Origin of the sequence: Pseudomonas campi (assembly GCF_013200955.2) — a bacterium.
In the GTDB taxonomy this organism is placed as follows: domain Bacteria; phylum Pseudomonadota; class Gammaproteobacteria; order Pseudomonadales; family Pseudomonadaceae; genus Aquipseudomonas; species Aquipseudomonas campi.
In genome coordinates this window covers 2,400,334-2,414,789 of sequence record NZ_CP053697.2, presented here as the reverse complement: position 1 = coordinate 2,414,789, position 14,456 = coordinate 2,400,334, and the positions used below count along the sequence as shown (strand labels likewise).

Below are 14,456 nucleotides of genomic sequence, written 5' to 3'. Positions count from 1 at the left end.
TACCAAACTTCTCTCCTCTTGCCTTGCCCTGCGGAAAAATGGCCGCCGGCGCAAGCATGATTTATTAACGGACAGGTTCTTTGTCCTTAATTCAGAATCAGCAGCAGGCCGAGCACCAGTACGGCGCCCCCGGCGATAGACGTGGCGTACCAGCGCACCTGACCGGTCTCGCTGCGGGCCAGCAAGGCGTTACCGCCCCGGGCCAGACGCGGGATCAGGCTGATGCTGCGATCGATCGGGTCACGCCCGAGCAGACGGCAGAGCAGCAGGTAGGGGCGCACGAACAGCTTGTCGTAGAGCCAGTCGAAGCCCCAGGCGGCGAACCACCAGGCCGACAGGAAACGGCCCGGGCCGCTCTGCGCCACCGCCGTGGCGAAGCTGCGCTTGCCGAGGAACAGCAGGGCGGCCAGCACGATACCGGCCAGGGCGATGGCGCCGGAAGCGATCTCCAGGCTGTGCTTGGCCTCGCCACCGGCATGGCCGAGGCTCTGCGGCAGCACACCGGCCAGCGGCGGGCTGATCAGCGCGCCGATAAAGGTCGACAGCACGATCAGCACACTCAGCGGCAGCCAGTGGGCGACGCCATGACCGGCATGGGCTTCAGTCTGCTGCTCGCCGTGGAAGGCGATGAAGATCAGGCGGAAGGTGTAGATCGAGGTCAGGAAGGCCCCGGTCAGGCCGGCGTACAGCAGCCACTGGTGACCACTGGCGAAGGCTTCCCAGAGGATCTCGTCCTTGGAATAGAAACCGGCAGTAATCAGCGGCAGGGCGGCCAGGGCCGCGCCACCGACGATGAAGCTGGCGTAGGCCAACGGCAGTTTCTTCCACAGTCCGCCCATCTTGAAAATGTTCTGCTCGTGGTGGCAGGCGTTGATCACCGCACCGGAAGCGAGGAACAGCAGGGCCTTGAAGAAGGCGTGGGTCATCAGGTGGAAAATCGCCGCGTCCCAGGCCTGCACGCCGAGGGCGAGGAACATGTAGCCGATCTGGCTCATGGTCGAGTAGGCGAGGATGCGCTTGATGTCGGTCTGCACCAGGGCGGCGAAGCCGGCCAGCACCAGGGTCACGCCGCCGACGATGCCGACCAGCTCCAGAATGTCCGGAGTCAGCAGGAACAGGCCATGGGTCCGCGCGATCAGGTAGACGCCGGCGGTCACCATGGTCGCCGCGTGGATCAGCGCGGAAACCGGGGTCGGGCCGGCCATGGCGTCGGCCAGCCAGGTCTGCAGCGGCAGCTGGGCGGATTTGCCGACCGCGCCGCCGAGCAGCATCAGGGTGGCGATCCACAGCCAGCTGTCACCGGCCACGTACTTCTGCGGCGCCAGCACCATCAGCTCCTGGATATTCAGAGTGCCGAGGTGCAGGAACAGGATGAACAGGCCGATGGCCATGAACACGTCGCCAACACGGGTGACGATAAAGGCCTTCAGCGCCGCGTTGCCGTTCGGCGTGTGCTTGAAGTAGAAGCCGATCAGCAGGTAGGAACACAGGCCCACGCCTTCCCAGCCGAAGTACAGCACCAGCAGGTTATCGCCGAGCACCAGCAGCAGCATGCTGAAGATGAACAGGTTGGTGTAGGCGAAGAAGCGCGAATAGCCCTCTTCACCGCGCATGTACCAGCTGGCGAACAGGTGGATCAGGAAACCGACGCCGGTGACCACGCCGAGCATGGTCAGCGACAGGCCGTCCAGATACAGGGTGAAGCTCGGCGCGAAGCCGGCGACATTCATCCACTGCCACAGCACCTGGGTGAATACGCCACCCTCAGGCGGGTTGAGGTTGAACTGCAGGATTACCCAGCCGGCGGTGAGCGCCGACAGGCCGACCGAGCCGACGCCGATCAGGGCGGAGAGGTTCTCGGAGAAGCGGCCGCGGGAGAAGGCCAGGAGGAACCAGCCGAGCAGGGGGAACAGGCAAGTCAGGAATAGAAGATTCATCCGCGCATCTCGCTGGCAGCGTCGATATCGAGGGTGTGGAAGCGGCGATACAGCTGCAGCAGGATCGCCAGGCCGATGCTGGCCTCGGCGGCTGCCAGGGTGATCACCAGAATGAACATGATCTGCCCGTCAGCCTGCACCCAGCGGCTGCCGGCGACCACAAAGGCCAAGGCGGTGGCGTTCATCATCACTTCCAGGCTCATCAGCACGAACAGGATGTTGCGCCGCACCATCAGGCCGATCAGGCCGAGGCTGAACAGCACGCCGGCCAGGGCCAGGCCGTGCTCCATGGGAATTGCATTCATGGCGTTGCATCCTTAGCTTCGTGGCGGCCCAGGTGGTAGGCGGCGACCAGGGCGGCGAGCAGCAGCATCGAGGCCAGCTCGACGGCCAGCAGATAGGGGCCGTACAGGGCGATGCCGACGGCCTTGGCATCCACGGTCACCAGACCGATGGAAGCACCGCTCGGCGCCTGGAACAGCACATACAGCAGTTGGCCAAGGAGGATCGCGGAGAGAATCGCCGGGCCGGTCCAGATGCCGGGCGTCAGCCATTTCTTCTCCTGCTCGGCGGCAGCCGGGCCGAGGTTGAGCATCATCACCACGAAGACGAACAGCACCATGATCGCGCCGGCGTAGACGATGATCTCCAGTGCGCCGGCAAACGGTGCACCGAGGGCGAAGAAGGTCATGGCCACGGCCAGCAACGAGAGAATCAGATAGAGCAGGGCGTGCACCGGATTGCTCGCGGTGATGACCCGAAACGTGGACGCCACGGCAACGCCCGCAGCGAGGTAGAAAGCGAATTCCATGTCCTCTCCTTAGGGCAACAGGCCTTTGACGTTGATCGGTTCGGCTTCGTTTTGCGCAGCGCCTTTCGGCTTGCCAGCGATGGCCATACCGGCAACGCGGTAGAAGTTGTAGTCCGGGTTCTTGCCCGGGCCGCTGATCAGCAGGTCTTCCTTTTCGTACACCAGGTCCTGGCGCTTGAACTCGCCCATCTCGAAGTCCGGGGTGAGCTGGATCGCTGTGGTCGGGCAGGCCTCTTCACAGAGGCCGCAGAAGATGCAGCGCGAGAAGTTGATGCGGAAGAAATCCGGATACCAGCGGCCGTCCGGGGTCTCGGCCTTCTGCAGCGAGATGCAACCGACCGGGCAGGCCACGGCGCACAGGTTGCAGGCTACGCAGCGTTCTTCGCCGTCGGGGTCGCGGGTCAGCACGATGCGGCCACGGTAGCGTGGCGGCAGGTACACGGCTTCTTCCGGGTACTGCAGGGTGTCGCGTTTGCGGAAGCCGTGACTGAACACCATCACCAGGCTGCGCAGTTGGGTCCAGGTGCCATGCACCACATCCCAGATGTATTTGATCATCGCGTATTACTCCTTACTGGGCCGTAGCCAGCACAACTGCGCCGGTCACCAGCAGGTTGATCAGGGTCAGCGGCAGACAGAACTTCCAGCTGAAGGCCATGACCTGGTCATACCGTGGGCGCGGAATCGAGGCGCGCAGCAGGATGAAGATCATGATGAAGAAGCAGGTTTTCAGGGCGAACCAGATAAACGGGATCTGCGGCAGGATGCCGAACGGGCCGTGCCAGCCACCGAAGAACAGGGTCACCAGCAGCGCCGAAATGGTCACGATGCCGATGTATTCGCCGACGAAGAACATGCCCCATTTCATCCCGGCATATTCGATGTGATAACCGTCGGCCAGCTCCTGCTCCGCTTCCGGCTGGTCGAACGGGTGACGGTGAGTCACCGCAACGCCGGCGATGAAGAAGGTACAGAAACCGAAGAACTGCGGAATGATGAACCACAGGTTCTCGGCCTGGTAATCGACGATGTCGCGCATGTTGAACGAGCCAACCTGAGCGACGATGCCCATCAGCGCCAGGGCCAGGAACACCTCGTAGGACACCGTCTGCGCCGAGGCGCGCAGGGCACCGAGCAGGGCGAACTTGTTGTTACTCGACCAGCCGGCGAACAGCACCGCATACACCGACAGACCGGCCATGGCGAAGAAGAACAAAATGCCAATGTTCAGATCCGCCACGCCCCAGGTCGGGGTGACCGGGATGATCGCGAAGGCCATCAGCATGGCGGCGAAGGCAATCATCGGCGCCAGGATGAAGATCGCCTTGTCGGCGAACGGCGGCGTCCAGTCTTCCTTGAAGAACATCTTCAGCATGTCGGCAACGATCTGGAACATGCCGAACGGACCGACGCGGTTCGGACCATAGCGATCCTGCCACCAGCCAAGCAGGCGGCGTTCGACGAAGCTCAGCAGCGCGCCACTGATTACCACCACCAGCAGGATAACAATGGCCTTGAGCACAGCGATCAGTACATCGATCACCTCAGGAGTGAACCAGCTCATTGCGCGGCCTCCTGGATGGTGGTGACCACTGCGCCGGCAACCAGCGCCGGGATACCCGGCAAGCCGACCGGCAGACCGACCAGGCCGATGGCCATGTCTTCGTTGATCTGCAGCGGCAGGCGCAGGGCCTGACCGTTAACGCTCAGGCTGAGCCAGGCACCTTGGTTGACACCGAGACGGTCGGCTTCGGCCTTGGCCAGCGCCACATACGGCTGCGGGATGCGCTCCTGGATCGGTGCGGCGCGCGACGAGGTTTCCTCGCTGCCGAACAGGTGATGCAGCGGTACGGCTTGCAGCGTGCCCTGGGCCGGGTTGAACGCGGCGCTTACGGCAAACCACGGCAAGCTGGCGCCCTTGGCTTCGATCAGGCGTACGCCGGGATCACCGGCACGCAGGTGACCGCCGACTTCGTCCTGGAACTTGTTCCAGGCCTGCGGCGAGTTCCAGCCTGGCGACCAGGCAAACGGAATCTGCTGACGGTCTTCCTTGCTGCCCGAATAGCCTTCCATGGAGAAGGCGAAGGCCGAGTCCTGATCCTGCGGCTGACGCGGCTCGTGCACGCTGATGTTGGCGCGCATGGCGGTACGGCCGCTGTAGCGGTGTGGCTCGCGGGCCAGCTTGAGGCCCTTGATGCGGAACGACGCGCTCGGTGCGGCACCGGTGATGCCGGCGAGGATGCTGCTGCTGGCGGCGCAGGCGGCGGTGACCTGGTCCAGCTGGGTCCAGTCGACGGCCTTGCCTTGCATTGTGTTGTGCAGGGCATGCAGCCAGCGCCAGCCTTCACGCACCAGGATATTGCTGTCGTAGTAGCTCGGCTCGTACACCTGGAAGAAACGCTGGGCGCGGCCTTCCAGGCTGACCAGGGTGCCGTCGCCTTCGGCGAAGCTGGCAGCCGGCAGTACCAGATGGGCTTTGGCGCTGGTGGCGGTCTGCTGGTGGTCGGCAACGATTACCACCTTGGCGGCAGCCAGGGCAGCGTCGACCTTGGCGGCATCGGCGCGGCGATACAGGTCGTTTTCCAGCACGATCACGGCGTCGGCCTGGCCGGCGGTCAATGCCTCCAGCGCGACGTCCAGCGATTCGCCGCCAAACAGGGCCAGGCCCATGCTGTTGGCTTCCGGCACCACCAGGCTGATGGAGCCGTTTTTCTCGCGATTCTTCAGCGCGCTGGCGATGTTGGCTGCGGCTTCGATCAGTTCCTTGCTACCTAGCGAGGCGCCGGAAACGATCAGCGGACGCTTGGCGTTAAGCAGCGCATCGGCGATCAGCTGCACCAGCTCGGCGGCTTCGTCGTCCAGGCCGCTAACGGCTGGGGCGCTCGGGTCGATGGCGTGGGCCACGGCAAAGCCGATGCGGGCCAGGTCGGCCGGGGCGGCATGCACGCAGGCTTCGGCGATGTCGTCGAGGCGGGTCGGGGTGACGCTGGCGATGAACAGCGGGTGCAGCGCGTCTTGCGCGACGTTCTGTACGGCTGCCATGTGCCAGTCCTGGATCTTCATCGAGGCGGCGATTTCAGTGGCCTTGCCCTTGACCGACTGGCGCAGGGCCAGGGCCAGGCGGGCGGCGGTCTGGGTCAGGTCTTCACCGAGGACGAACACCGCGTCGTGGTGTTCCACTTCGCGCAGGGTCGGCACCGGCAGCGGGCCGTTCTGCAGGATGTCGCGGATCAGGCGCAGGTTGTCCAACTCGGCAGCGGCGATGCCGCTGTAGTAGTTGCTGGCACCGACCAGTTCGCGCAGGGCGAAGTTGCCTTCCAGGCTGGCGCGCGGCGAACCGATGCCGATCACGCGCTTGCCCTTGAGCAGCTCGGCGGCCTTGTCCAGGGCGGCATCCAGGCCGAGCTTCTCGCTACCGAACAGCGGCTGGCGCGGACGGTCGTCGCGGTTGACGTAGCCGTAGCCGAAGCGGCCGCGGTCACACAGGAAGTACTGGTTCACGTCACCGTTGAAGCGGTTCTCGATGCGGCGGATCTCGCCGTAACGCTCGCCCGGGCTGGTGTTGCAGCCGCTGGCGCAGCCATGGCAGATGCTTGGGGCGAACTGCATGTCCCACTTGCGGTTGTAGCGCTCGGAGTGGGTCTTGTCGGTGAACACGCCGGTCGGGCAGACCTCGACCAGGTTGCCGGAGAACTCGCTTTCCAGCACGCCGTCTTCGACGCGGCCGAAGTACACGTTGTCGTGCGCGCCATAGACGCCCAGGTCGGTGCCGCCGGCATAGTCCTTGTAGTAGCGCACGCAGCGGTAGCAAGCGATGCAGCGGTTCATCTCGTGGGAGATGAACGGGCCGAGCTGCTGGTTCTGGTGGGTGCGCTTGGTGAAGCGATAGCGGCGCTCGTTGTGGCCGGTCATCACCGTCATGTCTTGCAGGTGGCAGTGACCGCCTTCCTCACAGACCGGGCAGTCGTGCGGGTGGTTAGTCATCAGCCATTCGACGACGCTGGCGCGGAACGCCTTGGATTCCTCATCGTCGATGGAGATCCAGGTGTTGTCGGTGGCAGGCGTCATGCACGACATGACGATGCGGCCGCGCTTGTCATTCTCGTCGCTGTACTGCTTTACCGCGCACTGGCGGCAGGCCCCGACGCTACCGAGCGCCGGGTGCCAGCAGAAGTAGGGGATGTCGAGTCCGAGGGACAGACAGGCCTGCAGCAGGTTGTCCGCACCGTCGACTTCGAAATCTTTGCCGTCTACGTGGATAGTGGCCATGGTTCAGGTTTCTTCTTTGCCCATCGAAGCGGGCTTGGCTAATGGAATCACGCTGTGTCACGGGGCCAGGTGAGTGGCCACCGTCACGCAAAACTTCACGCGGGGACGAATTGCCCCGTCGTTGCCGGGGCGCTGTTGCTGGCTACGCCAGCGTCGAACTCCGGACGGAAATACTTGATCGCGCTACCCAATGGCTCGACGGCACCCGGTGCGTGAGCACAGAAGGTCTTGCCGGGGCCGAGGAAGTTGACCAGGCCGAGCAGGGTGTCGATGTCCTGCTGGGTGCCTTGGCCACGCTCGAGGGCGCGGAGGATCTTCACGCTCCACGGCAGGCCATCGCGGCACGGCGTACACCAGCCGCACGACTCGCGGGCGAAGAACTCTTCCATGTTGCGCAGCAAGGAAACCATGTTGACGCTGTCGTCCACCGCCAGGGCCAGGCCGGTACCCATGCGGGTGCCGACCTTAGCGATGCCGGCGGCGTACATCGAGGCGTCCAGGTGTTCGGGCAGCAGGAAGCCGGTGCCGGCGCCGCCGGGCTGCCAGCACTTGAGTTTGTAGCCGTCGCGCATGCCGCCGGCGTAGTCCTCGAACAGCTCACGGGCGGGCAGGCCGAAAGGCAGTTCCCACAGGCCGGGGTTCTTCACCTTGCCGGAGAAGCCCATCAGCTTGGTGCCCATGTCTTCGCTGCCTGGACGGGCCAGGGTCTTGTACCAGTCGACGCCGTTGGCGACGATCGCCGGCACGTTGCACAGGGTCTCGACGTTGTTCACACAGGTCGGCTTGCCCCACACGCCGACGGCGGCGGGGAAGGGCGGCTTGGAGCGCGGGTTGGCGCGGCGACCTTCGAGGGAGTTGATCAGTGCGGTTTCTTCACCGCAGATATAGCGGCCGGCACCGGTGTGGACGAACAGCTCGAAGTCGAAGCCGCTGCCGAGGATGTTTTTGCCCAGCAGGCCGGCGGCCTTGGCTTCCTCGATGGCGCGATTGAGGTTGGTGGCCGCGTCGACGTACTCGCCGCGCAGGAAGATGTAGCCGCGGTAGGCCTTGAGCGCGCGCGCGGAGATCAGCATGCCTTCCACCAGCAGGTGCGGCAGCTGCTCCATGAGCATGCGGTCTTTCCAGGTGTTCGGCTCCATCTCGTCCGCGTTGCACAGCAAGTAGCGGATGTTCATGGATTCGTCGGCCGGCATCAGGCCCCACTTCACGCCGGTGGGAAAGCCCGCACCGCCGCGGCCTTTGAGGCCGGAGTCCTTGACCGTCTGCACGATATCGGCCTGGGCCATTTCGCCCAGGGCCTTGCGTGCGGCGGCGTAGCCGTTCTTCGCCTGGTACTCGTCGAGCCATACCGGCTGGGCGTCGTCACGCAGGCGCCAGGTCAGCGGATGGGTTTCTTCGCTGCGGGCGATGGTATTGGCCGGGCCGATGGAAGTCAGCGTTTTCATAGCGGTGCGCCCAGTCATTGATACGCCTCCAGCAGCTCGGCGACGGAGTCGCCGTCGAGGTTGCCGTAGGTGTCGTCGTCGATCATCACCGCCGGGGCCTTGTCGCAGTTGCCCAGGCAGCACACCGGCAGCAGAGTGAAGCGGCCGTCGGCTGTGGTTTGACCGGGCACGATGCCCAGCTTGTCCTTGAGACTGCCGAGCAGGTTTTCGTGGCCGCCGACAAAGCAGGTCATGCTGTCGCACACGCGAATGATGTGGCGACCAACCGGCTGGCGGAAAATCTGACTATAGAAGGTGGCCACACCTTCGACGTCGCTGGCCGGGATGCCGAGGATTTCGCCAATCGCATCGGCTGCGCCGTCCGGCACCCAGCCGCGCTCTTTCTGCACGATCTTCAGCGCTTCGATGCTGGCAGCGCGCGGGTCTTCGTAGTGGTGCATCTCGTGCTCGATGGCCGAGCGCTCGGTTTCGCTGAGAGTGAAACGATCAGTCTGGATAAGCGTGTTCATAATCAGCGGTCCACGTCGGCCATAACGAAGTCGATACTGCCCAGGTACGCGATCAGGTCCGCCACCATGCTGCCGCGGATCACCGAAGGGATCTGCTGCAGGTGTGGGAAGCTGGGGGTGCGAATCCGGGTGCGGTAGCTCATGGTGCTGCCGTCGCTCGTCAGGTAGTAGCTGTTGATGCCCTTGGTCGCTTCGATCATCTGGAAGCTCTCGTTGGCCGGCATGACCGGGCCCCAGGAGACTTGCAGGAAGTGAGTGATCAGGGTCTCGATGTGTTGCAGGGTGCGCTCTTTCGGCGGCGGCGTGGTCAGCGGGTGATCCGCCTTGTACGGGCCTTCCGGCATGTTGCGCAGGCACTGGTCGATGATCTTGATGCTCTGGCGCATCTCTTCCACGCGGACCAGGCAGCGGTCGTAGGCATCGCCATTGGCGGCCAGCGGTACTTCGAACTCGAAGTTCTCGTAGCCGGAATACGGCCGGGCCTTGCGCAGGTCGAAATCACAGCCGGTGGCACGCAGGCCGGCTCCGGTGGTGCCCCATTCCAGGGCTTCCTTGGTGTTGTACTGGGCTACGCCTTTGGTCCGGCCGATCAGGATGCTGTTCTTCAATGCCGCCTTTTCGTATTCGTCGAGGCGCTTGGGCAGCCAGTCGACGAACTCCTTGACCAGGCCATCCCAGCCGCGCGGCAGGTCGTGGGCGACGCCACCGATACGGTACCAGGCCGGGTGCAGGCGGAAGCCGGTGATGGCTTCGATCACCTTGTAGGCGCGCTGGCGGTCGGTGAAGGTGAAGAACACCGGGGTCATCGCGCCGACGTCCTGGATATAGGTACCGAGGAACAGCAGGTGGCTGGTGATGCGGAAGAACTCGGCCAGCATGATGCGAATCACGTCGACCTTTTGCGGCACGGTGATCCCGGCCAGCTTTTCCACGGCTAGCACGTACGGCAGGTTGTTCATCACCCCGCCGAGGTAGTCGATGCGGTCGGTGTAGGGAATGAAGCTGTGCCAGCTCTGGCGTTCGGCCATCTTCTCGGCACCACGGTGGTGGTAGCCGACTTCCGGCACGCAGTCGACGATCTCTTCGCCATCGAGCTGCAGGATGATGCGGAACGCCCCGTGAGCAGAGGGGTGGTTGGGACCGAGGTTGAGGAACATGTAGTCCTCGTGCTCGCTGCCACGCTTCATGCCCCAGTCTTCCGGCTTGAAGCGCGCCGACTCTTCTTCAAGCTGCTGCTTGGCCAGGGTCAGGCTGAACGGATCGAATTCGGTGGCGCGCGCCGGGTAGTCCTTGCGCAGCGGGTGACCTTCCCAGGTCGACGGCATCATGATGCGGGTCAGGTGCGGGTGGCCCTGGAAGGTGATGCCGTAGAGGTCCCAGACTTCGCGTTCGTACCAGTTGGCGTTGGGCCAGATACCGGTGACGCTGGGCACATTGAGGTCACCTTCTTTCAAGGCGACCTTGATCATGATGTCGCTGTTCCGCTCCAGCGACATCAGGTGGTAGAACACCGTGAAGTCTGCGCCCGGCAGGCCACGTCGCTGGGTGCGCAGGCGCTCATCGACGCCATGCAGGTCGTAGAGCATGACGTAGGGGCGCGGCAGGTTGCGCAGAAAGGTCAGAACGTTGATCAGGCGGTCGCGCGCCACCCACAGCACCGGCATACCGGTGCGGGTGCTCTGCACGGTAAAGGCCTCAGCGCCAAAACGGGAATTCAGTTCGACGACCACATCTTGGTCGTCAGCCTTGTACGGCGGTATGGACAGAACGCTGTCTGCAGTCATGGTCTCGGTCGCTATCGGTCAACGGCGTCAGTAGGCGGGCTCAGTCGAGCCCAGGCTCACACTTCGTCGGGGCTACGCAGATTGGTTACGGCGATCCGCTGTTCGCGGCGCTGTTCTTTCTGCGAAGGCATGTCGGCACGGTAAACCCCCTGATCACCGACCACCCAGGACAATGGGCGACGTTCCTGGCCGATGGATTCCTGCAGCAGCATCAGGCCTTGCAGGAATGCCTCGGGGCGCGGCGGGCAGCCAGGGATGTAGACGTCGACCGGGAGAAACTTGTCGACCCCCTGGACCACGGAGTAGATGTCGTACATGCCGCCGGAGTTGGCGCACGAACCCATCGAGATCACCCACTTGGGCTCCAGCATCTGCTCGTACAGGCGCTGGATGACCGGAGCCATCTTGATGAAGCAGGTGCCGGCGATGACCATGAAATCCGCCTGGCGTGGGGATGCGCGAATGACTTCCGCGCCAAAACGTGCCACGTCATGGGGCGCGGTAAAGGCGGTGGTCATTTCCACATAGCAGCAGGACAGGCCGAAGTTGTACGGCCATAGGGAGTTCTTGCGCCCCCAGTTCACTGCGCCGTTGAGAACATCGGCAAGTTTGCCCATGTAGATGTTCTTGTGGACCTGGTCTTCTAGCAGCGGGTCGGAGACAGTCTCCCGCTCGCCGATCGGATACTGCTCATTAGGCGCATCCGGATCGATCCGAGTAAGTTTGTATTGCATCGCCAAAGCCTCATTGTTTTAGCTTCGCCTGCCGATTACGACGACCCTCGGGTGCCCAGTCGAGCGCACCGATACGCCAAAGATAGACAAGACCTGCCAACAGAATTGCTATAAAAACTGTAGCTTCGATCAGGCCGGCCCAGCCGCTTTCGCGTACCGAGACTGCCCAAGCGAAGAGAAAGAGAGCTTCAACGTCGAAGATCACGAAGAGCATCGCGACCAGATAGAACTTTGCCGAGAGGCGCAGGCGTGCGCTGCCCACGGGCAGCATGCCGGATTCGAAGGGTTCGTTCTTGCTGCGCCCCCAGGCTTTGCTCCCCAGCAGGCTGGAAAGGCCGAGCATGAAAGCGATGAGCCCGAAAACGCCGAGCAGGAATACAGCGAAAGCCCAGTTGTGGGACATGGTCGATACCGCATCAGGCATGCCGGTTCTCCTTGGGTAAGGGACGGCCTTCTATTATTGAAGAGGTACAACCCGCTTCGGGTTGCCCTGCAAAGTATGGGCGCAATTTTATGCGCGCATGGCGTAGTAAGTAAATTTTTCTGAATAAAAAAATGAACGGACTGCGCTCTTGCGAAGACGCCGCACGCCTTGATTTTATTGGCCTGCGGTCGCTGGAAGGGGCTCTAGTGCTTTGGTCTGATGGCTTTTCTGGCGTTTATCTGGAGCGAGTTGACGCCTTTATGAAAGATATCCGTCAGTAATTGTTTACGGGCTCTGGTTTTTCCAGGGTGTGATCAGTGTGTTCTGTATTTCTGCAGAATAAATAAATGGCTGGCTTTTGAAACTCGAGTTCTTTCGGTCGAGCTTTGCTTGCTGTTGAGGGCTTTGGCTCTGCTGTTGGCCGCCGACCTGGCGTCATTGCTCAGCGTTGGGTGCGCTTTTTGGCGCCGGAAACGAAAAACCCCAGCATCGCTGCTGGGGTTTTCTGGCAACACATTCGGTTCGGGGCGTGGCCCTCGCCGATGAACCGGTTCTTAGCTGAACTGGTTCATGGTGTTGTCTTTGCCGCCGGCTTTCAGAGCTGCTTCACCAGCGAAGTACTCTTTATGAGCGTCGCCGATGTCGGAGCCGGACATGTTCTGGTGCTTAACGCAGGCGATACCTTGACGGATCTCCTGACGCTGAACGCCTTTCACGTAGGCCAGCATGCCCTGGTCTGCGAAGTACCCTTTGGCCAGGTTGTCGGTGGACAGCGCGGCGGTGTGGTAGGTCGGCAGAGTGATCAGGTGGTGGAAGATGCCGGCGCGAGCCGAACCATCACGCTGGAAGGTACGGATCTTCTCGTCAGCAACCTGGGCCAGCTCGGTTTCGTCGTAGTCGACGCTCATCAGCTTGGCGCGGTCGTAGGCGGAGACGTCTTTACCTTCAGCAACGAAGGCGTCGAATACCTGCTGGCGGAAGTTCAGGGTCCAGTTGAAGGACGGGCTGTTGTTGTAGACCAGCTTGGCGTTCGGGATGACCTTGCGGATCTCGTCAACCATTTCAGCGATCTGGCCAACGTGCGGCTTCTCGGTTTCGATCCACAGCATGTCAGCGCCGTTCTGCAGCGAGGTGATGCTGTCCAGTACGCAGCGCGCTTCACCGGTGCCAGCACGGAACTGGAACAGGTTGGACGGCAGACGCTTAGGACGCAGCAGCTTGCCACCACGATTCAGAACGACGTCGCCGTTGTTCAGGTCGGCAGCGGAAACTTCTTCGCAATCCAGGAAGGAGTTGTACTGGTCGCCCAGGTCGCCCGGCTGGTTGGTCACAGCGATCTGCTTGGTCAGGCCGGCACCCAGGGAGTCGGTACGAGCAACGATCACGCCGTTGTCGATGCCCAGCTCGAGGAATGCGTAGCGAACGGCGTTGATCTTGGCCAGGAAGTCGGCGTGAGGAACGGTCACTTTACCGTCCTGGTGGCCGCACTGCTTCTCGTCGGAAACCTGGTTTTCGATCTGGATGCAGCAAGCACCGGCTTCGATCATCTTCTTAGCCAGCAGGTAGGTGGCTTCCGGGTTACCGAAGCCAGCGTCGATGTCGGCGATGATCGGTACGACGTGAGTTTCGTAGCCGTCGATCTGAGCTTGGATTTCGTCTGCTTTGACTTTGTCGCCAGCAGCGCGAGCCGCGTCCAGAGCGGTGAACAGCAGGTCCAGCTCACGGGCGTCGGCTTGACGCAGGAAGGTGTACAGCTCTTCGATCAGGCCGGAAACCGAGGTTTTCTCGTGCATGGACTGATCCGGCAGCGGACCGAAGTCCGAACGCAGAGCAGCAACCATCCAGCCCGACAGGTAGAGGTAGCGCTTGTTGGTGGTCTTCAGGTGCTTCTTGATCGAAATCAGCTTCTGCTGACCGATGAAGCCGTGCCAGCAACCCAGCGACTGGGTGTAGACGGAGGAGTCGGCATCGTACTCAGCCATGTCTTTGCGCATGATGTCGGCAGTGTACTGAGCGATTTCCAGACCGGTTTTGAAGCGGTTCTGGGCACGCATGCGAGCCACGGACTCCGGGTCAATAGCGCTCCAGCTGCTGCCGGCGGCTTCTTTGAGTGCGGCAACGGCTTTGATGTCGTTTTGATAAGCTGACATGGTCAATCCTTCAAAGTGTGAGTTTGGTTGAGCACCGACTTCCCACCCAAAACCAACGTGCAAAAAGCTTGCAGTGTTGCGGGCGACACAAAGCAGAACGTCGAAATATCGACCGAGACGAGAGTGGAGCAGAGAGGAGGGGGGATACGAGCAAGCAGTCCGTTGATCAGTCTGGCGCTGCTTGCCGGTTCGTGGAAACCGTTGGGCTGTGCGCTGCACTGGTCTGGCGGTCTTACTTATACGCTTAGGCTTCCCCGTCCCTCAGGACAACTTTCGTTCCAGTCGCAACCTCGTCGAAACGCCTTGTGGGCTGTTAAAACACGGATCGTTCCGAATGGTGGTACGGAGCCGATCTGGAGGCTCTTCAACAGAGCCCCTGGCTAGCGGGAGCGG

General features: G+C 62.4%; 12 protein-coding genes. All 12 read right to left on the bottom strand.

Annotated features, from left to right (window positions below; all coding sequences use genetic code 11):
* Positions 1-86: 86 nt before the first annotated feature.
* On the bottom strand, positions 87-1,937 hold the full coding sequence (gene nuoL / locus HNE05_RS11290) for an NADH-quinone oxidoreductase subunit L (protein ID WP_173207055.1): 1,851 nt from the start codon (positions 1,935-1,937) through the stop codon (positions 87-89).
* A complete protein-coding gene (gene nuoK / locus HNE05_RS11285; RefSeq protein ID WP_160080851.1) occupies positions 1,934-2,242 on the bottom strand; it encodes an NADH-quinone oxidoreductase subunit NuoK in 309 nt (102 codons plus the stop codon). Before nuoK ends, nuoL begins: the two co-directional genes overlap by 4 nt.
* Complete coding sequence (gene nuoJ, locus HNE05_RS11280) at positions 2,239-2,748, bottom strand: NADH-quinone oxidoreductase subunit J (protein ID WP_173207054.1); 510 nt, start codon at positions 2,746-2,748, stop codon at positions 2,239-2,241. Before nuoJ ends, nuoK begins: the two co-directional genes overlap by 4 nt.
* Positions 2,749-2,757: 9 nt before the next feature.
* Positions 2,758-3,306: an NADH-quinone oxidoreductase subunit NuoI gene (gene nuoI, locus HNE05_RS11275; RefSeq protein WP_173207052.1), complete on the bottom strand. Its 549-nt coding sequence runs from the start codon at positions 3,304-3,306 to the stop codon at positions 2,758-2,760.
* A 13-nt stretch (positions 3,307-3,319) separates the two neighbouring features.
* Positions 3,320-4,312, bottom strand: a complete 993-nt coding sequence (nuoH, locus tag HNE05_RS11270; RefSeq protein ID WP_173207050.1) for an NADH-quinone oxidoreductase subunit NuoH — start codon at positions 4,310-4,312, stop codon at positions 3,320-3,322.
* Entirely contained in the window at positions 4,309-7,017 is a 2,709-nt protein-coding gene (gene nuoG, locus HNE05_RS11265; RefSeq protein WP_173207049.1) for an NADH-quinone oxidoreductase subunit NuoG, read from the bottom strand. Before nuoG ends, nuoH begins: the two co-directional genes overlap by 4 nt.
* A gap of 95 nt (positions 7,018-7,112) precedes the next feature.
* Positions 7,113-8,462 carry an NADH-quinone oxidoreductase subunit NuoF gene (gene nuoF, locus HNE05_RS11260; RefSeq protein ID WP_173207048.1) on the bottom strand — a complete coding sequence of 450 codons (1,350 nt, stop codon included), beginning with the start codon at positions 8,460-8,462 and terminating at the stop codon, positions 7,113-7,115.
* 14 nt (positions 8,463-8,476) lie between these two features.
* On the bottom strand, positions 8,477-8,971 hold the full coding sequence (nuoE, locus tag HNE05_RS11255) for an NADH-quinone oxidoreductase subunit NuoE (protein WP_420826961.1): 495 nt from the start codon (positions 8,969-8,971) through the stop codon (positions 8,477-8,479).
* A 2-nt stretch (positions 8,972-8,973) separates the two neighbouring features.
* On the bottom strand, positions 8,974-10,755 hold the full coding sequence (gene nuoC, locus HNE05_RS11250; RefSeq protein ID WP_173207046.1) for an NADH-quinone oxidoreductase subunit C/D: 1,782 nt from the start codon (positions 10,753-10,755) through the stop codon (positions 8,974-8,976).
* 56 nt (positions 10,756-10,811) lie between these two features.
* Positions 10,812-11,489 (bottom strand): NuoB/complex I 20 kDa subunit family protein, encoded by a 678-nt coding sequence (locus tag HNE05_RS11245; protein WP_173207044.1) that lies wholly within the window; start codon positions 11,487-11,489, stop codon positions 10,812-10,814.
* A gap of 10 nt (positions 11,490-11,499) precedes the next feature.
* Positions 11,500-11,913: an NADH-quinone oxidoreductase subunit A gene (locus tag HNE05_RS11240; RefSeq protein WP_173207042.1), complete on the bottom strand. Its 414-nt coding sequence runs from the start codon at positions 11,911-11,913 to the stop codon at positions 11,500-11,502.
* Positions 11,914-12,467: 554 nt separating this feature from the next.
* Entirely contained in the window at positions 12,468-14,063 is a 1,596-nt protein-coding gene (locus HNE05_RS11235; protein ID WP_173207040.1) for an isocitrate lyase, read from the bottom strand.
* Between the last annotated feature and the right edge of the window lie 393 nt (positions 14,064-14,456).